At 72.2% G+C, this 21,419-nt stretch carries 20 protein-coding genes and 1 pseudogene; 10 read left to right on the top strand and 11 right to left on the bottom strand.

The genetic code is table 11. The annotated features are described in order from the left end of the window. Positions 1-37 precede the first annotated feature (37 nt). Complete coding sequence (locus tag VK640_11030; GenBank protein ID HTE73717.1) at positions 38-2,731, bottom strand: LuxR C-terminal-related transcriptional regulator; 2,694 nt, start codon at positions 2,729-2,731, stop codon at positions 38-40. A 294-nt stretch (positions 2,732-3,025) separates the two neighbouring features. Between VK640_11030 and VK640_11025 the strand changes: the two are divergent. From VK640_11025 to VK640_11005, 5 genes and pseudogenes are all read left to right on the top strand, one after another. After that, a pseudogene (locus VK640_11025) lies at positions 3,026-3,567 on the top strand (GAP family protein). Between the two features lie 82 nt (positions 3,568-3,649). Beyond that, positions 3,650-4,048: an SHOCT domain-containing protein gene (locus VK640_11020; GenBank protein ID HTE73716.1), complete on the top strand. Its 399-nt coding sequence runs from the start codon at positions 3,650-3,652 to the stop codon at positions 4,046-4,048. Between the two features lies 1 nt (position 4,049). Next, positions 4,050-4,901: an MBL fold metallo-hydrolase gene (locus VK640_11015; GenBank protein HTE73715.1), complete on the top strand. Its 852-nt coding sequence runs from the start codon at positions 4,050-4,052 to the stop codon at positions 4,899-4,901. Continuing rightward, positions 4,898-7,027, top strand: a complete 2,130-nt coding sequence (locus VK640_11010) for a phage holin family protein (protein HTE73714.1) — start codon at positions 4,898-4,900, stop codon at positions 7,025-7,027. The genes VK640_11015 and VK640_11010 overlap by 4 nt, the downstream gene beginning before the upstream one ends. 35 nt (positions 7,028-7,062) lie before the next feature. Beyond that, positions 7,063-7,479 (top strand): hypothetical protein, encoded by a 417-nt coding sequence (locus VK640_11005; GenBank protein ID HTE73713.1) that lies wholly within the window; start codon positions 7,063-7,065, stop codon positions 7,477-7,479. Between the two features lie 21 nt (positions 7,480-7,500). On the opposite strand, the gene VK640_11000 is transcribed toward VK640_11005, so the two are convergent. Further along, on the bottom strand, positions 7,501-8,472 hold the full coding sequence (locus VK640_11000) for a formylglycine-generating enzyme family protein (protein HTE73712.1): 972 nt from the start codon (positions 8,470-8,472) through the stop codon (positions 7,501-7,503). Between the two features lie 14 nt (positions 8,473-8,486). Here VK640_11000 and VK640_10995 point away from each other — a divergent pair, with 14 nt between their 5' ends. Continuing rightward, positions 8,487-9,617 (top strand): YbhN family protein, encoded by a 1,131-nt coding sequence (locus tag VK640_10995; protein ID HTE73711.1) that lies wholly within the window; start codon positions 8,487-8,489, stop codon positions 9,615-9,617. Then, positions 9,614-10,174: a hypothetical protein gene (locus VK640_10990; protein HTE73710.1), complete on the top strand. Its 561-nt coding sequence runs from the start codon at positions 9,614-9,616 to the stop codon at positions 10,172-10,174. Before VK640_10995 ends, VK640_10990 begins: the two co-directional genes overlap by 4 nt. A 255-nt stretch (positions 10,175-10,429) precedes the next feature. Here the strand turns inward: VK640_10990 and VK640_10985 are convergent, their stop codons facing one another. Continuing rightward, positions 10,430-10,882, bottom strand: a complete 453-nt coding sequence (locus tag VK640_10985) for a hypothetical protein (protein ID HTE73709.1) — start codon at positions 10,880-10,882, stop codon at positions 10,430-10,432. A 197-nt stretch (positions 10,883-11,079) separates the two neighbouring features. Between VK640_10985 and VK640_10980 the strand changes: the two genes are divergently transcribed. Next, positions 11,080-11,523: a DUF6325 family protein gene (locus tag VK640_10980; GenBank protein ID HTE73708.1), complete on the top strand. Its 444-nt coding sequence runs from the start codon at positions 11,080-11,082 to the stop codon at positions 11,521-11,523. Between the two features lie 23 nt (positions 11,524-11,546). Continuing rightward, on the top strand, positions 11,547-11,840 hold the full coding sequence (locus VK640_10975) for an SHOCT domain-containing protein (GenBank protein HTE73707.1): 294 nt from the start codon (positions 11,547-11,549) through the stop codon (positions 11,838-11,840). 21 nt (positions 11,841-11,861) lie between these two features. Here the strand turns inward: VK640_10975 and VK640_10970 are convergent, their stop codons facing one another. From VK640_10970 to VK640_10955, 4 genes are all read right to left on the bottom strand, one after another. Then, entirely contained in the window at positions 11,862-12,239 is a 378-nt protein-coding gene (locus tag VK640_10970) for a glyoxalase superfamily protein (protein ID HTE73706.1), read from the bottom strand. A gap of 67 nt (positions 12,240-12,306) precedes the next feature. Continuing rightward, the gene (locus VK640_10965) at positions 12,307-12,843 is read right to left on the bottom strand and encodes a hypothetical protein (protein HTE73705.1); all 537 of its coding nucleotides are present in this window, start codon (positions 12,841-12,843) and stop codon (positions 12,307-12,309) included. 47 nt (positions 12,844-12,890) lie between these two features. Then, on the bottom strand, positions 12,891-13,862 hold the full coding sequence (ligD, locus tag VK640_10960; protein ID HTE73704.1) for a non-homologous end-joining DNA ligase: 972 nt from the start codon (positions 13,860-13,862) through the stop codon (positions 12,891-12,893). Between the two features lie 45 nt (positions 13,863-13,907). Further along, the gene (locus VK640_10955; GenBank protein ID HTE73703.1) at positions 13,908-14,312 is read right to left on the bottom strand and encodes a hypothetical protein; all 405 of its coding nucleotides are present in this window, start codon (positions 14,310-14,312) and stop codon (positions 13,908-13,910) included. 215 nt (positions 14,313-14,527) lie between these two features. On the opposite strand from VK640_10955, the gene VK640_10950 reads away from it, so the two are divergent. Then, entirely contained in the window at positions 14,528-16,132 is a 1,605-nt protein-coding gene (locus VK640_10950) for an MFS transporter (GenBank protein HTE73702.1), read from the top strand. Here VK640_10950 and VK640_10945 read toward each other — a convergent pair. From VK640_10945 to VK640_10930, 4 genes are all read right to left on the bottom strand, one after another. Next, the gene (locus VK640_10945; GenBank protein ID HTE73701.1) at positions 16,101-17,150 is read right to left on the bottom strand and encodes a cytochrome d ubiquinol oxidase subunit II; all 1,050 of its coding nucleotides are present in this window, start codon (positions 17,148-17,150) and stop codon (positions 16,101-16,103) included. The two genes, VK640_10950 and VK640_10945, sit on opposite strands and share 32 nt — an antisense overlap. Then, the gene (locus VK640_10940) at positions 17,147-18,589 is read right to left on the bottom strand and encodes a cytochrome ubiquinol oxidase subunit I (protein HTE73700.1); all 1,443 of its coding nucleotides are present in this window, start codon (positions 18,587-18,589) and stop codon (positions 17,147-17,149) included. The genes VK640_10945 and VK640_10940 overlap by 4 nt, the downstream gene beginning before the upstream one ends. Further along, complete coding sequence (locus VK640_10935) at positions 18,586-19,959, bottom strand: NAD(P)/FAD-dependent oxidoreductase (GenBank protein ID HTE73699.1); 1,374 nt, start codon at positions 19,957-19,959, stop codon at positions 18,586-18,588. The genes VK640_10940 and VK640_10935 overlap by 4 nt, the downstream gene beginning before the upstream one ends. Beyond that, on the bottom strand, positions 19,956-21,419 hold a 1,464-nt coding region (locus VK640_10930), incomplete at its 5' end, for a GMC family oxidoreductase (protein HTE73698.1). The genes VK640_10930 and VK640_10935, both read right to left, overlap by 4 nt.

Here is a 21,419-nt window from a genome sequence, read left to right as displayed (position 1 = left end):
CCGGGTCACACGTCCCCCCGAGGGACGGCGGCGGGGCTTAGATGAGACCGATCTCGCGGGCTCGTCGCAACGCGTCCGCGCGACGCTCGACCCCGAGCTTGCGATAGACGGCGGACACGTGGGTCTTGACCGTGTTCTCGGTGACGTAGAGCACCCGCGCCACGTCCTGGTAGGAGCCGCCGAGCGCGAGCTCCCGCAGCACCTCCGCCTCGCGGCCGGTCAGGGCCTGCGCCGGCATCGCGATTCCGGAGGGCGGGCCAAGGGTTTTCTCCGGCGGCGCTGCCTCGGCGCGGATCTTCCCCGCCGACGGCGCGATGGTCGCGGCCCGGCTCGAGAGGTCGGGGTACGGCCGCCGGTACCGCTCCAGGCCGGCGACCACGTAGGCGGCGAAGGGGTGCGCGTCCCGCCCGCGGGACAGCCGGCGCAGCAGGTCGTCGTACCCGCCGCCGGGTGACGCCCCGGCCAGGAGCGGGTGCAGCAGCTTCTGCGGGGCGGCCCGGGTGAGAGCGTCGCGCAACGAGTCCCGGGCGGCACCCAGCCGGCCGGCGGCGAGCTGCAGCCGGGCGCGGTAGGCCGCGGCGAACGCCGCGCAGACCAGCTGCTCCCCCGACGCGGGCACCGCGAGCGCCTCCGCCAACCGGTCGAGCGCCTCCGCCGGTCGTCCGTCGAGGTCGGCGAGCACGCCCTCGAACGCCGAGGTGCTGACCTGCCAGCCGAGCCACCGCATCACCGGGAGCTGCGCCTCTGTGTCGCCGACGTCGCCGTCGACCAGGGCCCAGTGGGCCCGTACCACCGCGTAGATGCCGTCCAGGAACGCCGGGGCCGGCTCCGGGCGGGCGGGCGCCGAGCTGAGCAGGCGTCTGGCCCCAGCCACGTCACCGGTCTCCGCGAGCAGGCGGGCCTCGAGCACGTGGCAGAGGGCGTCGACCAGCGGCTCGAACGCCTGACCGTCGAGCCGCCGGACCTCGGCGAGCTCGGCGGCCGCGTCCGCGAGCCGCAGGTCGTAGAACGCCGCCCAGCCCAGGGCGACGTGCGGGTAACCGAGATAGCCGTCGGCCGCCCGGCCGGCAGCCCTCGACTCGCCGAGGCATTCACGTGCAGTGGCCGCGGCGGTCTGGAACTGGCCCTCCAGGAGCTGGAGGACGGCTCGGTCGGCCAGCGCGGCGGCCGCCAGCCGGTGGTTGTCCACGGCACGGGCGGTCACCAGTGCCTCGTCGGAGTGCCGAGTGGCGAGCTCGAGCTCCCCGGACCAGCTCTCCACGACTGCCAGCTCGTGCAGCAGCCAGGAGAGCCGTGCCGGGTCGAGCTCGCCGGACCCGGCCCCGGCCGGGGACGCGTAGGCGGCGACCTCGCGGGCACCCACCACCGCATCGTTTAGGTCGTGCCAGCCCAGCCGAGCCAGCCAGGCGTTCAGGATGGCGACGTCGGCCAGCAGGGCAGCCTCCGTCACGGTGGGCGGCCGCCGTCGGCCCCCGCGGCTGAGCAGCCCGTCCCGGGTCCGGCGTGCTGCGCGTGCGGCCAGGGCGGCCACCCGGACCGCCTGCTCTCGGTCGCCGGTGCAGCGCAGCAGCAGAGCCGTCACACCGAGCAGCGCCGGCAGCTCCTCCGTCATGCCGTCCGGCAGCGCGCGCAGCGCCTCGGCGACCAGGTCTTCGTGGCCGGTAGTCGTCAGGGTGAGGCCGCGCTCGACCAGCAGGGTCGCGAGCAGGTCGTGCTCCCCGGCCAGCATCGCGTGCCGGACGGCCTCGTCGAGCGGACCGTGCATAGCGTGGTGGTGGGCGGCACGCGCGTGCGCCGCGAGACCCAGGGCACGGTCCGGCCCGGCCAGCTGTCGCCGCAGCAGCTCGCGCAGCAGCGGGTGGTAGGACCACGCCTCCATCGGACCCGAGCCGTAGGCGGTGACCAGCATCCCCTCGGCGGCGAGCGCGGCGAGGTGCTCCGGCGCCTGGGGGTCACCGGACAGGAGGACGGCCGCCTCGGCGGTCACGACCGGCTCGTCGGTGGTGCACTGGAGCACGTGCCGGCAGGCCGCGGGCATGGTCGCGAAGACCTCGCCGAGCAGGTAGTCGAGGACCGGCTGCTCGGTGTGCGCCAGCGCGGTCCGGGCGGCTGCCCGGTCGGGTGCCGCGGCCAGGCTGCGGGCGCCGAGGACGAGCGCCGCCGCCCAGCCGTCCGCCCGGGCCTGGATCGCGTGGACGTCCTCGTCGGACGCGTCCGGCGCGTGAGCCATCACGAGCTGAGCCGCCTCGTCGTCGTCGAACTTCAGGACCTCGGACCGCAGCACGGTCAGGGCGTCCCCGAGCTCGAGCGCCACCGTCGGCAGCGGGGTGTCCCGCCGGGTCGCGAGCACCACCCGCAGGTGGCCGGGCGCGGCGGTGACGACCTCGTCCAGCACGGCCCAGCTCTCCGGCGCCAGGTGGTGCGCGTCGTCGATCACGAGTGGTCGCGGGTCGGGGGTGGCGGATCGCAGCAGCTCGAGCACGGCCTTCGGCACGTCGTCGACGACCCAGTCGGCGTCCGGGTCGGGCCTGCCGGCGGCGGCCAGCAGCGCCCGGGCCAGGACCTCGGGACGGTCACCCTTGCGGGCGACCAGCCAGCGGGCCGTCGGGAGCGTCGCCGCGGCCCACCGTGCAAGGCCGGAGGTCTTGCCCGCACCGGCCGGTGCCACCACGACCGTGAGCGGGCGCCGCGTCGCGCGGTCCAGCTCGGCCTCGAGCCGCTGCCGGGGCACGTGGACCCTCGGCTCCGCCGGCAGGACGCCGAACGCGTCCGCGGCTCCGCGCGGTGCCGCGACCCCGAGTCGCCTGCCCACAGTGCCCTCCCGTCCTGGAGGCACCCGTGGCGCCCGACCCACCGTCACTCGGGGTGAGTGTCCGGCGCAAGGGCTGGCAGGCGGTGTCCCACGGTTCTTTGCCCGTCTGCTACCCGAAAGAGTGACGGAACGGGTGGTTCCGGGCGCACGTCGTCACCCCGGAAGGGGGAGGCCGCCGGCTGATCGGGCCTTCTAGCGTCCAGCCATGGGCCCGTGGCCGGCGACCTCCTCCCCCGGGCCGTGGGCGTCGCCGTCTCCCCGGTGCCGGTCATCGCGGTCATCCTCATGCTGCTGGCCCCGGGCGGGTCCCTCCGTGACCAAGCTGGTGCTCGGCCTCCTGCTGCTGCTCCTGGCTGCCCGGCAGTGGCGGTCCCGCCTGCACCGGCGACGAGCCGGCCACCCTGCCGTCGTGGATGACCGCCATCGACCAGATGACGCCGGTCAAGGCGGCGGGGATGGGCGTGCTGCTCTCCGCCGTCAACCCCAAGAACCTGTTGTTGTGCGTCTCGGCAGGGGTGACGGTGGCCGCGGCGTCACTCGACACCGCGGAGCAGGTCGCCTCGGTGGCGGTCTTCACGGTGGCGGTCTCGACGGTCGTGGTGCCGGCCGTCGCGTACGCCGTGGCCGGCGCCCGGCTGCGGCACCCGCTCGACGAGCAGGGCTGGCTGCAGGCCAACATCGCGACGGTCATGGCTGTGCTGCTCCTCGTCCTCGGGGTGTCGGTGCTCGGCAAGGGTCTGGGCGGCCTGCTCTGATCACCCGCTCCGGGTGAGGGAAGAGCTCGCCGAAAGGGCCACGGTGGGCGTGAGGCCCGATACGGGTCCGAGGAGGCGTTCCATGTCGTGGTTCTGGCAGGGCCTGCTGCTGGCGATCTTCGTCGTCCCGTTCATCGTGCTGTTCGGCTACGCGGCCTGGGACGTCATCCGTCGCCACGACGCCAAGCTGGTCGTCCGCGCGCTGTGGCTGATCGCGTTCTGCGTGCTGCCGATCATCGGTCCGCTGATCTACCTGGTCATCCGGCCGCCCGGCACGACCGCCGACCAGCACCGGGTCGAGCACGGCGAGGCGGCCAGCATGACGACCGCCGCCGAGCTCGGCGCGCTGGCCGACCTGCACGACCGCGGCAAGCTGACCGACCGCGAGTTCGAGGTCGCGAAGTCGAAGCACGTCGGTGTCGACACCTCCGACGTGTCCTCGGGATCGGTCCGCGAGCAGCGCGGCAGCCAGATGCTCTGACGTGCCGGCCGAGGACCGCCGGGGGCCGCTCCCCCGGTCCGCGGTGTCGAAGGCCTGCACGGTGACCTGGTGGGGCCATGCCACCGTCGAGATCCAGGTGGACGGGGTCCGCCTGGTCACCGACCCGCTGCTGCGCGCCCGGGTCGGACCGCTGCACTCGCGCGGTCACCGCCCGCGGCGGACGACCTCGCCGGGGACCGAGCCGGCCCTGGCCGGCGTCGACGCCGTCCTGCTCTCCCACCTGCACCGTGACCACACCGACCTGCCGTCGCTGCGCCGCTTCCCCCGCAGCACTCGCGTCCTGGCGCCGGCCGGCGCCGGCCGTGTGGTGCGCCGGTCCGTGCGGGGCGCGGTCGAGGAGCTGCCGTCGGGAAGCACGACGGGGGTCGGCCAGGTGCGGGTCACCGCGACGCCCGCCGTGCACGACGGCCGCCGGGACCGCCGCGGTCCGTGGGCCGAAGCCGTCGGCTACCTCGTGGAGGGCTCGAGGACCGTCTACTTCGCCGGCGATACCGACCTCTTCGTCGGCATGGCCGACCTGCCGGGTGACGCCGGCATCGACGTGGCGCTGCTGCCGGTGTCGGGCTGGGGACTGACCCTCGGCGACGGGCACATGGGCGCGGTCGAGGCCGCCGAGGCCGTCGCGCTGCTGCGGCCGCGGCTGGCCGTCCCGGTCCACTGGGGGACCCTGCGGATCCCGGTCGCCTGGCGGGCCCGCCGCAGCCACCTGCTCGGGGTCGCCGACCGGTTCGCCGAGCTGGTGGCCGAGCGTTCGCCCGGCACGACGGTCGTCGTGCCCGTCCCCGGCCGGCCGATCGCCGAGCCGGCGCCGACCGCAGGTGAGGCGTCGTGAGCCGTCGGAAGGGCGGCCCGGGACCGGGACTGCGCCCGCTGTGGCGCCTGCTCGTCGTCTGGGTGGTCGCAGCGCTGACGCTGCTGCTCGTCAGCGCCCTGCTGCCCGGCTTCGACGTGGGTGGCCTGGGACCCGCTTTCGTGGCGTCCGCCCTGCTCGGCCTGCTCAACGCCCTGGTCTGGCCGGTGCTGGTCCGGCTGGCGCTCCCCCTCACGGTGCTGACGCTGGGCCTCGCGCCACTGGCGCTCAACGCCGGCATGGTGGCCTTCGTCGCCTGGGCGCTGGACGACGTCACGGTGGACGGGTTCTGGTGGGCGCTGGCCGTCGCTGTGGCCGTCACGGTCGTCTCGATGACGCTCACCGCAGCACTGGCCCTGGACGACGACGACGTGGTGCTCCGCCACCTGCTGCGGAGGAGCCGCACACCGGCAGCGACGGAGGGCGACAGGCAGGTGCCGGGCGTCCTCTTCGTGCAGATCGACGGGCTCGCCCACCCGGTGCTGCAACGCGCCGTCCGCGACGGCAACGCGCCGACGATCGCGCACTGGCTGGCGTCCGGGAGCCACCGGCTGACCGCGTGGACCACCGGCTGGTCGTCGCAGACCGGGGCCTCGCAGGCCGGGATCCTGATGGGCTCGCACTACGACATGCCGGCCTTCCGGTGGTTCGAGAAGGACACCGGGAAGACGTACGTGTCCAACCGGCCGCGGCACGCCGCCGAGCTCGAGCGGCGCCTGTCGACCGGTCACGGCCTGCTGCACGCCGACGGCGCGAGCCGCGGCAACATCTTCACCGGTGACGCCGAGGACTCGGTGCTGACCATGTCCAGCGCCGGGCGCAAGCGCGGGCGGATCGGCGCCGGCTACTACGCCTACTTCTCCCAGCCCTACACCGCGATGCGCACCCTGCTCGGCTTCCTGGCCGAGGCTGTGCGCGAGAGGCACCAGGGCCGGGTGCAGCGCCGCCGTGACGTGCTCCCCCGGGTGCACCGCGGTGGTGTCTACCCGCTGCTGCGGGCCTTCACGACGGTCCTCTCGAGGGACGTGATCGTCGCGACCCTGGTCGGAGACATGCGCGACGGGCGGTCGGTCGTCTACGCCGACTTCGTCGGCTACGACGAGGTGGCCCACCACTCCGGCGTCGAGCGCTACGACGCGCTGGAGGTGCTGCGCCGCCTCGACCACGAGCTGGGTCGGCTGGCGCGGGCCGCGGACGAGGTGTCACGGCCGTACCGGATCGTCGTGCTCTCCGACCACGGCCAGAGCCAGGGCGCGACCTTCCGGACCCGCTACGGACGCACGTTGTCCGACCTGGTCAGCGAGGCTTGCGGTCGCACGGTCGCCGACGCCGGCGAGCAGGACGCGGGCAGCGCCGGCGAGGAGTCGTGGGGCTACGCCGGCGGGGCGCTCACCGAGGTGGCCGCCGGACCGGGGCTGGGCGGCCGGGCCGCCGACCGGGCGACCCGGGGCCGCCGCCGCGAGGACGGGGACGTGGTGCTCGGCCCCGAGAGCGCGGCGCCCCTCGACGCCGACCACCCGGGCGAGCTGATGGTTCTGGCGTCGGGCAACCTCGGTCTGGTCTACCTGACCGGCGAGCCGGGCCGGGTCACCCGGGAGCGGATCGACGCGCTCCACCCGGAGCTGCTGCCGGCGCTGTGCGCGCATCCGGGCATCGGCTTCCTGCTCGTCGCGTCCGCGGACCGCGGCCCGCTCGTGCTGTCGCGCGACGGCGAGCTTCAGCTGGCCACCGGCGCGGTCCGCGGCCGTGACCCGCTGGCCGACTTCGGCCCGCACGCGCGGACCCAGGTCGCGCTCACCGACTCCTACCCGCACTGCGCCGACATCATGGTCAACTCGCTGTGGGACACCCAGACCGACGAGGTCGCGGCGTTCGAGGAGCTGGTGGGCTCGCACGGCGGCATGGGCGGCGCGCAGACCCGGCCGTTCCTCCTCTACCCCGCCGACCTGCCCGACCCCGGGGGCGAGGTCGTCGGGGCGGAGCAGGTGCACCAGCAGCTGCGCCGGTGGCTGGCCCACCTGGGGCACCACACGTACCGCGACGACGAACGGCCTGTGGAGATCTACTCACCCGAGCCGGGTGACGCCGCGCCGCACGGCCGCGCCTAACGTCGGTGCGCCGTCGCCCCCACGAGGAGGACCCGATGACCACTACACACTCGACCCGACCACCGGCCGGCGGATCGCCATGGGCGGCGGGGCTGAGCGTCTTCGCCGCGTCGATCCTCATGGTGGTCGGCCTGTTCCAGTTCTTCGAGGGCCTGGTCGCCGTGATCGACGGGGACGACTTCCTGGTCCGGACCTCCGACTACGTGTTCAAGTTCGACTCGAGCGTCTGGGGCTGGACCCACCTGATCCTCGGAATCGTGCTCTTCCTCGCCGGCCTGGGGATCTTTGCCGGCAACCTGTTCGCGCGCAGCGTCGGGATCCTGGCCGCCGGGCTGTCCGCCGTGGCGAACTTCCTGTGGATCCCCTATTACCCGGTCTGGGCGATCGTCGTCCTCACCCTGGACGTCTTCGTCATCTGGGCGCTGTCCACCAGCGACCTCGGCAAGGCCTGACCGGGGTCGGTCGCCCTGTCGTCAGCCGAGTCCTGCGCACCGGAAGCCGACGTTGCCGGTCGGCGTATCCGGGGTGCTCCCCATCCGGGCCGAAGTGCGGTAGCGCCAGCAGTAGGACGAGTGGCACAGGTACGACCCGCCGCGCAGCGCCCGCCGGTCACCGACCGGCGGACCTGCCGGGTCTATGAGCGGTTCCCCCTGCTCGCGGTGCCAGGTGGTGGACCAGCAGTCGGCCGTCCACTCCCACACGTTGCCGGTCATGTTGTGCAGCCCGTAGCCGTTGGGCGGGAAGGCGCCGACCGGAGCCGTCCCGGCGTAACCGTCCCGCTCGGCGTTGCGCTCCGGGAACGTGCCCTGGAAGACGTTCATCCGGTGCTCGCCGCCCGGTGTCAGCGAGCCTCCCCAGGGGAAGCGCTGCTGCTCGAGGCCGCCGCGCGCCGCGAACTCCCACTCCGCCTCGGTGGGCAGCCGGCGACCGGCCCAGGCGCAGTAGGCCTGCGCGTCGTCCCAGGAGACCTGGACGACGGGGTGGTCCGCGCGGTCCGCGACCTCGCTCTGCGGGCCCTCGGGGTGAGCCCAGTCGGCGCCTTCCACCTCGCGCCACCACGGCGCCTCGACGACTCCCCGGGTCGGCGGGAAGTCGTCGGGCAGAAAGCCCCCGAACACGAACGCCGTGCCCACCCGCTCGGCGTCCGTGACGTGCCCGGTCGCCGCGACGAACTCGGCGAACTGCGCGTTCGTGACCGTGTGACGGTCCAGCCGGAACGGGCTCAGCGAGACCTCGCGCACCGGTCCCTCGCCGTCCTCGGCGTAGGCGCCCGGGTCCTCGCTGCCCATGAGGAAGGTGCCGCCGGCGAGCTCCACCAGACCGTCATCGTCGTCGTCAGCGTCGCGGCGCACCGTGCCCGCACCGGTGACGGGCGAGTCAGTGGCTCGCGGGGCAGCCTCGCTCATGCGCCGCGGCGCGCAGCACAGCGGGTGTTCCTCGGGCACGTCAGGAGGATGCCATGAGTCGCAAGGCCGAGCCCGCAGACAGCTCACCCGTCTCCCCACTTCCCGCCGAGGCGCTGGGCGCGCCGCCCGGGCCGCGGTCGGTCTTCCTCAAGGTCCTCAGTGCCGCGGTCTCGGGCGGCCTGATCGTCGTCCTGTTCCTCGCCATCATCCCGAAGGTCGCGGACTTCGACGAGGTGTGGGAGTCGCTGGCCCAGCTGCGACCCCGTGCGATCGTGCTCATGCTGGTCCTCGCGCTGCTGATCCGGGTGCTGCTGGCGCTGGCCTACACGGTCATCACGCCCGGACTGCCGCTCGGGCGCTCCTTGATCGCGCGGGAGGCGTCGTCGGCGGTGTCCAACGTGATCCCCGGCCCGTCCGGCACCGCCTCGCAGTTCGTCATCCTGCGGTCCTGGGGGGTCTCGGTCGAGCGGTTCACCCGCGCCACCATCGGCGTCAGCGTCTCCACCGACGTCCTCGTGTTCGCCGGGCCGGGCCTCGCCTTCGTCGTCTGGACGCTGGCCGGGATGCCGGCCGCCGACGACGCCACCCACGCCTGGGCCTTCGGCATCGGTGCCCTCGTCTTGTCCGTCGTGGCGGTGGCGGTCGTCGGGGCGGTCGGGCGCAGCGAGCGGCTCGCGGCCGGGGTCGGCAGGATCGGCCAGGTGTGCGTGAACCCGCTGCGCCGGATGGTCGGCAAGGCGCCGGTCAGCACCTGGCCGGAAAGCTGCGTCGCCCTGCGGGCCGACACGGTGGACGTCCTGCGCAACCACGGTTGGGGACTGATGGGGTGCATCGTGGGCGGCTACCTCATCAACGGTGTGCTCCTGGTCACGTGCCTGTGGGCGTGCGGCATCACCGGCGCCGAGATGCCTCTGACGCTGGGCTTCCTGCTCTACACGGTCGGGCGGATCTTCACCATCGTGAACCTCACGCCGGGTGGCGTCGGCGTGGTGGAGATCGCCTACACGGCCGTATACGTCTCGGTCCTCGGCGAGTCCACGCACGACGCCGTCGTCGCCGGGGTGCTGGTCTACCGGGCCCTGACCTACCTGCTCCCGATCGTGACCGGTGCCATCTCCTACCTCGTCTGGCGGCTGATGCGCCGTCACGAGCTGCACGCCGGCGCGGAGCAGCCCGCCACGTGAAGCCAGCGGACCGGCCGCCCCCCGACGCTGCGCCGAAGCGCCGGCTCCCACGTCTGCTGCGCCCGCACCTGGTGCCGCACCACGGCCGCAGCGACGGCCACCTCGCGGCCCGTGGGGTCTACGGGGCCGTCGTGGTCCTCGCGCTGCTGCTGGCCATGCAGGACCACCCGCCTGGACCGTGGGTCTCCGCGATCACGGTCGCCGGGTCCGTCCTCACTGTCCTCGCGGCCGAGCTCTACGCCGAGCTGCTCGGCCTCGAGCTCGACCTGGGCCGGGCATCGACCCGGGACGAGCGGAGGGCCAAGCTGCACGAGCTCGGGCCGATCACCCTCTCGGCCGAGGCACCGGTCCTGGTCCTGGTCCTGGCCGGGATCGGCGTGCTTCAGATTGACCGCGCATTCAACATCGCCATCGGCATCACCATCGCGCTGATCACCGTCGACGGGTTCCTGGCCCGCCGGCTGGGCGGGCGGACCGTGCTGGAGTCGGTGCGCAGCGCTGCCCTCCTGGGCTCGCTCGGCCTGGCCCTCGCACTGCTCAAGCAGCTCGCACACTGAACCCGCAGCGGTGCCGCCGCAGGTCACCGCATTCGGCTGAGGACCACTCGGTGGACATGGGAGGCATCACCGAGATCACGACCTCGGCACCGGGCGCGTGACCGGGAACGGCTCGATGGGGTCGGTGCACCGGGAGCGCGACCAGATGTCGGGTCGCAGGGTCCTCGGGCCAGCGCTGGGGCCGGAGCTCCTCACCTTGCGCCCTGTTCCGGCCCCGCCGGCCGACGCGAGGGGTCGCCCGGATAGCCGGGCCCTCTAGCGGAGGGCCTTCATCTCGTCGCCGTGCACGGTGACGGCCCAGATCACCAGGACGTCGAGGCCGATCATCAGCGAGGACCATAGAGGGTAGGCGGCGAGGAAGCCGACATTCACGATCGCGCTGAGGAACGCCAGGAACACGGCGGCGACCCGAGCCCACATCTGACCGGCCATCAGAGCCGCACCGGCCAGCGCAACGACGATCCCGAGGATCAGGTGCACCCATCCCCAGGTCGTGAAGTCGACGTTGACCGTCAGACCCTTGGAGCCGACCAGGTAGTACTCGTCCTTGAAGAGGGCGACCAGGCCCTGGAAGGCGTGGAACGTCCCGAGGATGATCATCATCATCCCGGCGAAGACGATCCAGCCCGTCCACCCGGTCGGGGGATTGTCGTAGCCCGCCAGCCGGTCCTGCTCGCTCGACGAGGGGGTGGAGGCGTACTGACTCATGTCGGGCTCCTTCTGCCGTCGTGCGCCTGAGTCTCCATGCTGGGGTGCGACGAGGCGCCTCGGCATCATCCGTTCCGAGTGATCGAAGGCGCCTCATCCCTCGCGGGTGATGCAGAGGGTGAGGGCGGCCGCCAGAGTGGGTGCGACTGCTGAGTCGGCCACCCGGTCGACCTGGACGTAGGGATGGTGGTGCTGTCATGACTGAGGTCATCGCGGAGATCGGCCCGGTCGACTACCTGGTGGTCGAGTTCCCCGGCAACAAGATGACCGGGGACGGGCTCCCGCTCCTGGTGGATCTCCATGACCGCGGCATCATCCGGATCCTGGACCTGGTGTTCGTCCGCAAGGACCTCGACGGCAGCATCTCCGGCTTGGCGATCGCCGATCTCGACGCCGACGGTGAGCTGGACGTCGCGATCTTCGAAGGCGTCCGCTCCGGGCTCATCGGCGAGGACGACGTCGACGAGGCTTCCCATGCCCTCGAGCCCGGAAACTCGGCCGGCATCCTGCTGTACGCGAACACCTGGGCGGCCCCGTTCGCCGCCGCCCTGCTGCGCGGAGGGGCCCAGGTGGTCGCCAGTGGCCGGATCCCGGCGGAAGACCTGGTAGCCGCACTCGACTCGGCCGACCAGTCCGCGTGACCTACTGACGAAGGAGAACAGCCATGCCAGGACTGATCAGGGGCGTCGCCCGGACGGCCGCCATCGCCGGGACCGCGACCGCGGTGTCGAACCGGGTCTCGCGGCGGCAGGCGGGGCGGTGGCAGGCCCAGGAGCAGGAGCAGCAGCAGCAGCAGTACGAACAGCAGCAGCAGTACGCCGCGCCTGCCCCGCCGCCGGCCGCCCCGAGCATGGACGACAAGATCGCTCAGCTCAAGGAGCTCGGCGTGCTCAAGGAGCAGGGTGTCCTGACGGAGATCGAGTTCGAGGTGCAGAAGAACAAGATCCTCAACGGCTGAGGCTCTCGGGCCCGGCGGGAGTCACCCGCCGGGCCGCACGATCTGCTGGTAGGACCAGCTGTTGCCGTCGGGGTCGGCGAAGTAGACGAAGCGGCCCCAGGCCTGCTCGTCCACGTCGCTGGCGTCGACACCCTGGTCCACCAGCTCTGCGCGGGCGGCGTCGGCGTCGGCCACGACACACTGCAGCCCCTTCTGGGTGCCCGGCGCCATGTCGAGGCCCAGCCCGGTGCCGAACGCGATCGAGCACGCCGACCCCGGCGGCGTCAGCTGCACGAAGCGCAGTTCGTCGCTCACCCTCTGGTCGAAGTCGGCGTGGAACCCGACCTTGTCGACGTAGAACGCCTTGGCGCGGTCGACATCGGTGACGGGCACGAACACGAGCTCCAGCTTGATCTCCATGGCGGCCACGCTATGCCCGGCCGCCGACAGTCCCGGAGCTTGCCGCGGGTCGGCCCGGGACGAGTGCTCAGACGACCCTGGACCGAGCCCTGCGACCGCTCTCGCGCAGCGCCTCTGCCTCGATCACGCACGTTGTGTGCAGCAGCGCCAGGTCATCGGCGTCGTGCCCGGCGGCGTCCACCAGACCGTCGACCAGCTCTGCGGCCGCAGTCCGGACGAGTCCCGCCCGCTCGCGCGGGCCGACCACGGCGGGCCCGGCCCGGGCGGAGTCGGGGTGCGCCTCGATGACCCGCAGCTCCCCGTCGACCGACCGGGCGGCGAGCTCGAGCCGCGCCAGCAGCGACCGGGCGTCGCCGGTCGGGGCGCCGACCGAGGTCGCTGCCGTCAGCGCCCGGCGGGCGCCCGCGACGGCCCGGTCCATGTCGCGTCGCAGCCGTGCGGCCTCGGCGGCGGGGCCGGTGCCGTACGCACGCAGCGAGCTGCCGGCCCGGTCCGAGAGGCGTGCTCCGGCACGACGAGCGGCGCGCACGGCCTGACGGATCACGATCAGGATCGCGCACCAGGCGAAGAGGCAGGTGGCGAGCACCACGACAAGGGTGGTCATGACCCGACCCTACGGCCGCGCCGCGGTCCCGGCGAGGGGTTGCCGGATCACCCCTGCGGCTCTTGTGGCACCTCGCGGACGTCTCGCTCGTCGCGGTCGGCCCAGTCCAGCAGATGCTCGAGGTCGAAGACCGCGCCGTCGATGCCGGCATGCAGGTCCCCCTTCTCCGCGAACCGCGCCGGCACCGTCGCGATGGTGAGGTCGTCGGGGAGGACGTCGTCGATCTCGCTCCACTCCACCGGCGCGGACACCGTCGCGAGCGCGTTACCGCGGACGCTGTAGGCGCACGCGATGGTGTGGTCGCGGGCGTTCTGGTTGTAGTCGATGAAGAGGTCCCCCGGGTCCCGGTCGCGCCGCCACCATGCCGTCGTCACCAGGTCGGGTGCCCGCCGCTCCACCTCGCGCGCGAACGCCAGCGCCGCCCGGCGGACGTCATGGAAGCCCCATCGCGGCTCGATCCGGACATAGATGTGCATCCCCTTGCCGCCGCTGGTCTTCGGCCAGCCGGTCGCGCCCAGCTCGTCGAGCACCTCGTGGGCGACGTGGGCGACCCGGCGCACTCCCGCGAAGTCGCACTTCGGCATCGGGTCCAGGTCGATGCGCCACTCGTCGGGCTTCTCCGTGTCTGCCCGACGGCTGTTCCAGGGGTGGAACTCCACCGTCGACATCTGGACCGCCCAGATGACACTGGCCAGCTCGGTCACGCACAGCTCGTCGGCCGTCCGGTTGAACCGCGGGAAGAAGACCCGCACCGTCTCGACCCACGGCGGGGCTCCGGCCGGGAGCCGCTTCTGGTGGACCTTGTCTCCCTCGACCCCGGTGGGGAACCGGTGCAGCATGCAGGGCCGCTCTCGCAGGGCGTTGACGATGCCGTCGCCGACGGCAAGGTAGTAGCGGACCAGGTCGAGCTTGGTCGCGCCCGACGCCGGGAAGTAGACCCGGTCGGGGTTGGTGATCCGCACGTCGCGGTCGCCGACCTCCACCTCGACCGCCGGCGACCTCGCTGCGCCCGCTGGCATGGGACCAACCTAGGGTCAGCGCCGCGCCGGTCCCGGAGCGGACTCCTACTCGCGACCACCGTGCGCCGCGAGGGCGTAGAACGTCAGCACGAACATCGCGACGTACGTCAGCGACCAGATCGGGTAGTAGGGCATCCAGGTCATCGCCGAGAGGGCACCGATGGTCGCGGCCACGAACCCGACCCACCGGGCGAGCTGCGAGCGGTAGAGGAGCAGCCAGCTCGACACGATGAGCAGCACGCCGACGATCAGCCACACCCAGGCGTACGTCGTCAGCTTGTCTCCGAGCAGCCCGTCGCTCAGCTCGTCCGGGAGGGCGCCGTTGTAGCGGAAGGCCCAGATCGAGTCGAGCAGGCGCATGAGGCCGGCCAGCCCCAGGACGGTGCCTGCGAAGAACAGCCAGCCGGAGACCGGCTCGTCGTCGTACCTGCTCAAGCCTGTGGAAGTCATCATGGGGTCCTGGGCGGCTGGATCCGTCGACACGGTCCCTCCTCGGGTCAGGGGTTTGGTCTGGCGCCTCGATCATGCGCCGCGCCGTGCGTCCGCGGACTCGTCCGGTTCGGGTGAGGTCGTGCCTGCGCGCGCCCGGCAGGGTACGAGTCGCAGCCGAGCCGAGGAGGTCGCGGATGGCGGGCCCCGCCACGGGTGCGCACGGGCAGGGAGCGATGGGCGCTCCCGAGGCCTCGACCGCCCCGGCCCGCGCCGGGCTGGTCCTGCTCTCGCTGATCCTGGTGGCGGCGGTGGCCAACCTCAACCTGGCCGTGGCCAACGTGGCGCTGCCGGAGATCGGTCAGGCCTTCGACTCCTCCCAGACGACGCTGAACCTGGTGGCGGTCGGCTATTCCCTCGGCCTGGCGGCCTCGGTGCTCTACCTCGGGGCGGTCGGCGACCGCTACGGGCGCAAGGTCCTCCTGCTGGCCGGCGTGGCCCTCTCGGTCCCCGCGTGCCTGCTGGCCGCCTACGCGCCGAACGACACAGTCCTGGTCGCGGCCCGGGTGCTCGGCGGGCTCTCCGCGGGCATGGCCTACCCGACCACCCTCGCGCTGATCACGGCCCTGTGGGCCGGCCCGGGCCGCACCAGGTCGATCGCCCTGTGGTCGGCGCTGGGAGGCGGCATCTCCGCGCTCGGCCCGGTGGTCGCCGGCGGGATGCTCGAGCACTTCTGGTGGGGGTCGGTCTTCCTGATCACCCTCCCGCTGGCAGTCGTGGCGCTCCTCCTGGCCCTGGCGTTCGTGCCGGCTCACGTGAACGAGGCGACCGACCCCGTGGACAACCTCGGCGGCATCCTGTCGGTCGTGCTCGTCGCCTGCCTGATCTTGTCCATCAACTTCGCACCGGTGCCGGGCAAGACGACGCTCGTGCTCGGCCTGGCCGTGGTCGCGCTCGCGGCAGGCGCGGCCTTCTTCGTTCGGCAGCGCCGGGCGCGCAGCCCGCTGTACGACCTGCACGTCGCCGGCCGGCGGACGTTCTGGGTCGCCGCCTGCGCCGGGATCATCGTGTTCGGCTCCCTGATGGGCGCCATGTTCGTGGGGCAGCAGTTCCTCCAGAACGTGCTGGGCTACTCGACGCTCGACGCCGGCCTGGCGATCCTCCCCGCGGTTGCCGGCATGGTCGTGGTCGCCCCCCGCTCGGCCAAGCTGGTCGAGGCTCGGGGTGCCCGGTTCACCCTTCTCACCGGCTACGTCTTCTGCGTCCTCGGCTTCACCACGATGCTGCTGCTGTGGGAGGACGGCAGCGACTACTGGCAGGTCGGCCTCGGCTACCTGTTCATCGGGATCGGTGTCGGGTTCGCCGGGACACCGGCGTCACACTCGCTGACCGGTTCGGTGCCGGTCACCCGGGCGGGGATGGCCTCGGGAACCGCCGATCTGCAACGTGACCTGGGCGGCGCGATCATGCAGTCGATCTTCGGGGCGCTGCTGACCGCCGGCTACGCGTCGGCCGTCTCGGCGGCCATCGCCGCGTCGCCGGAGAAGGACCAGATCACCGACGGCGTGCACTCCGAGCTGACCAAGTCCTTCGCCAGCGCAGAAGCCACTGCTGGGCAGTACCCGCAGTACTCGGCGCAGATCACCTCGGCGGCGCGGGAGTCCTTCCTTCAGGGCGACGACTGGGCGTACACCGCCGGACTGGTCGCGATCCTCCTCGGCGCGGTCCTGGTGTTCTTGTGCTTCCCGAAGAAGGACGAGGAGGAGGCGCTGCTGGCGAGCTACCGGGCGGAGGACAGCGCGGCGGTCGTCAGCGGCCCGGTGCCCCAGTCGCCTCGATGAGGTCCTCGTCATGGTCGGCCGCCAGCCGGTCGGTCAGGTCCAGCCGGTAGAGCAGCGCGAGCGCCGGTCCGATCAGCGCCACGGCGACGATCGTCACGAAGATCAGCCACCGCATGGTGTTGGGGTCGCCGGCGGCCTCGTCGACCGTCAGCGTCGTGGGCAGGGCGTACGGCCGCTGGGCCATGCCCCACGCGAGCACGAGTGACGCGAGCGCGCCGACGGCCGTCAGCCGGGTCCCCCGGAGCCGGCCGGTGCGGAGCAGCGCCGCCGTCGCGAGCACGAAGAGCCCGGCGGCGATCGCGAACCCGAGTCCTAGACCTGAGGTGAGACCGTCGTAGAGGGGCTTCGCGTCCTCGTGCACGACGAGGAGGCCACCCGCCATGACGAGCAGGAGCAGGCTCCCGGAGACGACAGCACGCGTCCGGAAGTACGCCTCCAGGTCGGGCGCCTCGAACCGGCGGGCGTCCGAGACCAGGAAGGCGGCCGCGATGAACGCAGCGGCCAGCAGGCCGAGGATGCCGAACAGCACCGAGGTCGGGTTGAGCCAGGAGGTCACCGGGTCCCCCTTGCTGTTGCCCGGAGGGATCCGCCCGGACGCGATGCCCCCGAGGGTGGCGGCCAGGAAGAATGGCGTGAGCACAGACGCGAGGCCGAAGACGATGCCGAGATGTCGACGCCGGGCGACCCGATGGGTCGGCTTGCGGATCGCGAACGCGGCGCCCCGCGCCACGATGCCGAGTGCGACCAGGGTGAGCGCGACCCAGGCGGTCGACATGACGGCCTCGAAGACCGGGGGAAAGCCCGTCCAGGTGACGACGAGGATGAAGACCAGCCAGACGTTGTTCGCCTCCCACACCGGAGCCATCGCGTAGTCGACCAGCGAGCGTGGGCGCGCGCCGCGGTCCCTGTCCCCTGCGAGCAGGTCCCACATCCCGGCCCCGAAGTCAGCGCCGCCACCGCAGGTGTACGCCGCCAGCAGGAGCAGGAGCACCAGGGCGACGAGATCGGTCGAGCTCATCGCGCCACCTCGTCCCGTTCGACGGGGACCGCCTGCTGGGGGATGTCCGGCGGGAGCCCGGCCCTAGCCGTCTCGGCGTCGGCGTGGCGCCAGCGCAGCTTCATCTTGAGCAGGACGCTGAGGAAGGCCCAGACGACCAGGCTGTAGATCACCACGACGACGGCGAAGGACGTCCAGATCGGTCCGGCGCCGATGTCGGTCACCGCCTCGGCCACCTTCATCTCGTTGTAGACGACCCACGGCTGCCGGCCGACCTCCGCGGTGATCCAGCCGGCCTCGAGACCGAGCACCGACACGACGCCCGCCACCGCCGCACAGCGGTAGAACCAGCGCGACCGTGGCATGTCTCGTCGGCGCACCCAGGCGAGGCCGAACCAGAACGCGAGCCCGAGCAGCACCGTCCCGACCCCGACCATCGTGTCGAAGGCGAAGTGCGTGATGTTCGCTTCACGGATGCTGGGCCGGTCCGCGGCCGGTGCCTCGGTCAGTCCCTTGACCACCGTGTCCCGGCTGAAGCCCGCGAGGAAGGAGTCCAGCCCGGGGATCCGGATCCCTCCGTCGATGGACCCGTCCGGCTGGAGCCGGCCGAAGAGGTACTCAGGCTGGTCCGGTCCGGTCTCCCACACGATCTCCATCGCCGCGAACTTGACCGGCTGCTCCTGGAAGACCTGGCGTGCGAGGGCGTCCCCGATCATGAACTGGAGAGGGGTCACGATGGCCGCCACGGTGAACGGCACAAGGAAGCCCAGCCGGTGGTAGCGGTCGCGGCGCCCGCGGAGCCAGCCGACGGCGTACACGCTGGCCACGAGGTAGCCGGCCACCATGTAGGCCGCCGCGATCATGTGCAGGTACTGCGGCGCCAGGATCGGCGTGAAGAGCACCTGGGTGATGTCGACGTTGGTGGGGTTGCCGGCCGAGTCCAGCTCGAAGCCCTGCGGGGTGTTCATCCACGCGTTGACGGACAGGATCGAGAACGCGCCGACCAGGGCCACGATCGGAATCGGCAGGCCGACGAGGAAGTGGGCGCGCGGACTCATCCGCTTCCAGCCGTAGATGTAGATCGCGACCAGGATGGCCTCGAGGAAGAAGGCCCAGCCCTCGATGCCGAAGGCGATGCCGAACACGTCTCCCCACTTGCCCATCAGGCCGGGCCAGAGCAGTCCGAACTCCAGGCTCAGCACGGTGCCGGTGACCGCCCCGACGGCGAACTGGATCGCCATCACCGTGGACCAGCGCCGGGCCAGTTGGATGGCGACCGGGTCCTTGCGACGCAGGCCGAGGTAGTTCATCACCAGCGTGATCAACGGCAGGGCCACGCCGAACGGGACGAGGATCACGTGCACCATCAGCGTGAACGCCATCTGCTCCCGTGCCGGCAGCAGCTGGGAGGGCCCGTCGGCGAGCACCGCGCCGTCGGCCAGCACCGACCCGAGCATCATGGCCGGACTCCTTCCGGACGTTGGTCGCGATCCGGCTGCGGCTGGTAGACGTCCTCGCCGGGGACGGTCTGCATCATCGTGAACGCCCGCTCGCGGCGGGACTCCCGGCTGAACGCGATGGCCCACGTGAGCACGGCGGAGATCCGGTTCCGGAAGCTGGTGAGGAACGCGAGGTGGATGCCGAGCCAGGCCAGCCAGCCGATGAACCCGCTGGCGTGGAAGCGCTTGACCGAGACGACGGCCCGCCCTCGGGAGATGTACGCGGCCGAGCCGAGGTCGTGGTAGCGGAACGGCTTCTGGACGCCGTGGCGCTGCTCGAGCTGGTGCTTGATCCGGTGGGCCGCGTAGAAGCCCGTCTGCATGGCCACCTCGGCGACGCCCGGCAGGTGCTCGAGGCTCATCAGGTCGCCTACGACGGAGATCTCCGGGTGCCCGGGGATCGTGAGGTCCGGCTCCACGGCGATCCGGCCGGCCCGGTCCTGCTGCGCGCCGGTCTGCCTGGCGAGCTGCTCCGCCAGCGGCGGCGCCGCGACCCCCGCGGTCCAGAGCACGGTCCCGGCCTCGTGCCGGACGACGGTGCCGTCCGCACCCTTGGCGTCGAGGCCGCGGGCGTCGATGGAGGTGACGATCGAGCTCATGTGCAGCTCGACGCCCATGTCCGTCAGCGACTTCACCGCACGGGCCGACAGCTTCGGGCCGAACGGCGCCAGCGGCATCGTGCCGCCGTCGAAGAGCAGCACCCTGGCCTCGGCCGGGTCGATGTGACGGAACTGGTCCCGCAGCGTGAGCGTGGCCACCTCGTGGATCTGACCGGCCAGCTCGACCCCGGTCGGCCCGGCCCCGACCAGCGCGAACGTCAGCCAACGGCGACGCTCCGCGGGGTCGGTGGCCGTCTGCGCCATCTCGAAGGCACCGAAGACGCGCCGGCGGACGGTGAGGGCGTCGGCCAGCGTCTTCATCCCCGGAGCGAACCGCTGGTACTCGTCGTGGCCGAAGTAGGACTGCTGCACGCCGGCGGCGACGATCAGGTCGTCGTACGGGATCTCCAACGGCGTGCCTGCTGGGCGCAGCGCCAGCACCCGCCGCTCCTCCACGTCGAAGTCGACGACCTCACCGAGCACGCATTCGACGTTCTGGTAGCGGCGCAGGACGCCGCGCAGAGGCACCGCGATCTGGCCTTCGGACAGGACGCCGGTGGCGCACTGGTAGAGCAGCGGCTGGAACAGGTGGTGCGTGGCACGGTCCACGACGGTGACCTCGACCGGGCTGTGCCGGAAGGCACGCGCCGCGAAGAGCCCGGCGAACCCACCGCCGACGATCACCACCCGGCGGGGGGCCACGTGGTCGTCGAGCTGGTGCTTCGAGCTCATCGCAGCCTCTCGAGCAGGTGGTCACCAACCCGGAGGGCGTTGGCGATCGCGGTCAGCGACGGGTTCACCGCTCCGATGCTCGGGAAGAAGCTGGTGTCCACGACGTAGAGGTTGTCCAGGTCGTGCGCCTTGCAGTTGACGTCGAGCGCGCTGGCCGCAGGGTCGGTCCCGAAGCGGACGGTGCCTGCCTGGTGCGCCGTGGCGCCGATGGGCATGCTCTTGTGCAGGTAGAGGCTGTGGTCGAGCAGGTGGTGCTTGCGCATGCCGAGCTCCTCGAGCATGCCGTCGAGCTTGTGCCGCAGCCGCTTGACCCCTTCGACGTTGTTCCCCTCGTCGAGGCTGAGGTGGATTGCCCCGTCGCGGTCGAGAGTGACCCTGTTGTCGGCCGCGGGCAGGTCCTCACCGCACAGCCAGAAGTCGACGGCGTGGTGCGCCAGGACCTCGAACGGGAGGTCCGGCGACAGGCGGCCGGCCCACCGCGGGGCCTGCGCGTGGATCTGCTCGTCGTCCGACTTCCCCAGCATCTGGATCCCGCCGAGCGGGTAGTCCCAGTCGTCCGCTCCCAGGTACCAGTCGTTGAGGGCCAGCGTCTTCTGGAACGTGGTGGGGTTGGGCTCCAGCGAGACCGCCATCAAGGCGAGGTTGTTGTGCCGCATGTAGTGCCGGCCGACGACGCCGGAGCTGTTGCCGAGCCCCTCCGGGTGACGGTCGTTGGCAGACCTGAGCAGCAGCGCCGCTGAGTTGACCGCACCGCACGCGACCGCGACGACGTCGGCGCTGAACGTCGTCACGGACCCGTCGTCGAGCTCGGTGACCACCCCGGTGACCGTGCGCCCCGACGCGTCGGTCTCCAGCCGTCGCACGTTGGCGCCGGTCACCAGCGTGACGTTGTCCTGACCGAGCACCGGGTCGACGCAGATCACCTGCGAGTCGGCCTTGCCGTTCACCAGGCACGGGAAGCCGTCGACCCGGTTGCAGCGGATGCACACGCTGGCCCGCGACGGTACGCCCGGCTCCTCCTCCTCGAGGTGCACCCCGATCGGCAGGTGGAAGGGGTGCAGCCCCTGCTTCTCCAGGTCGTCGCTGAGCTGCTGGATCCGCGGCTCGTGGGAGACCGGCGGGTAGGCGTACTGGGCGCTCGTCGGGCCCTCGGTGGGGTCCTCGCCGTGGCGGCCGTGGACGACGTACAGGTGCTCCGCCTGGGTGTAGTAGGGCTCCAGGTCGTCGTACGAGATCGGCCAGGCAGGCGACATGCCGCCGTGGTGGCGCAGCTCGCCGAAGTCCTCCGGTCGGAGCCGGAACAGCGTGGCGCCGTAGAACTTGGTGTTGCCGCCGACGTAGTAGTTGGTCTCCGGCTGGAACTCCTTGCGGTGCTGGTCGTACCACTTCTCGGGCGCCAGGTACTTGCCCCGCACGAACACCGCGGAGGACTCCCAGTTGTCCCGCTCCCTGGGAAGGAA

The sequence above is a fragment of the Actinomycetes bacterium genome, assembly GCA_035489715.1.
In the GTDB taxonomy this organism is placed as follows: Bacteria; Actinomycetota; Actinomycetes; order JACCUZ01; family JACCUZ01; genus DATHAP01.
This window is presented reverse-complemented; position numbering and strand designations above follow the sequence as displayed.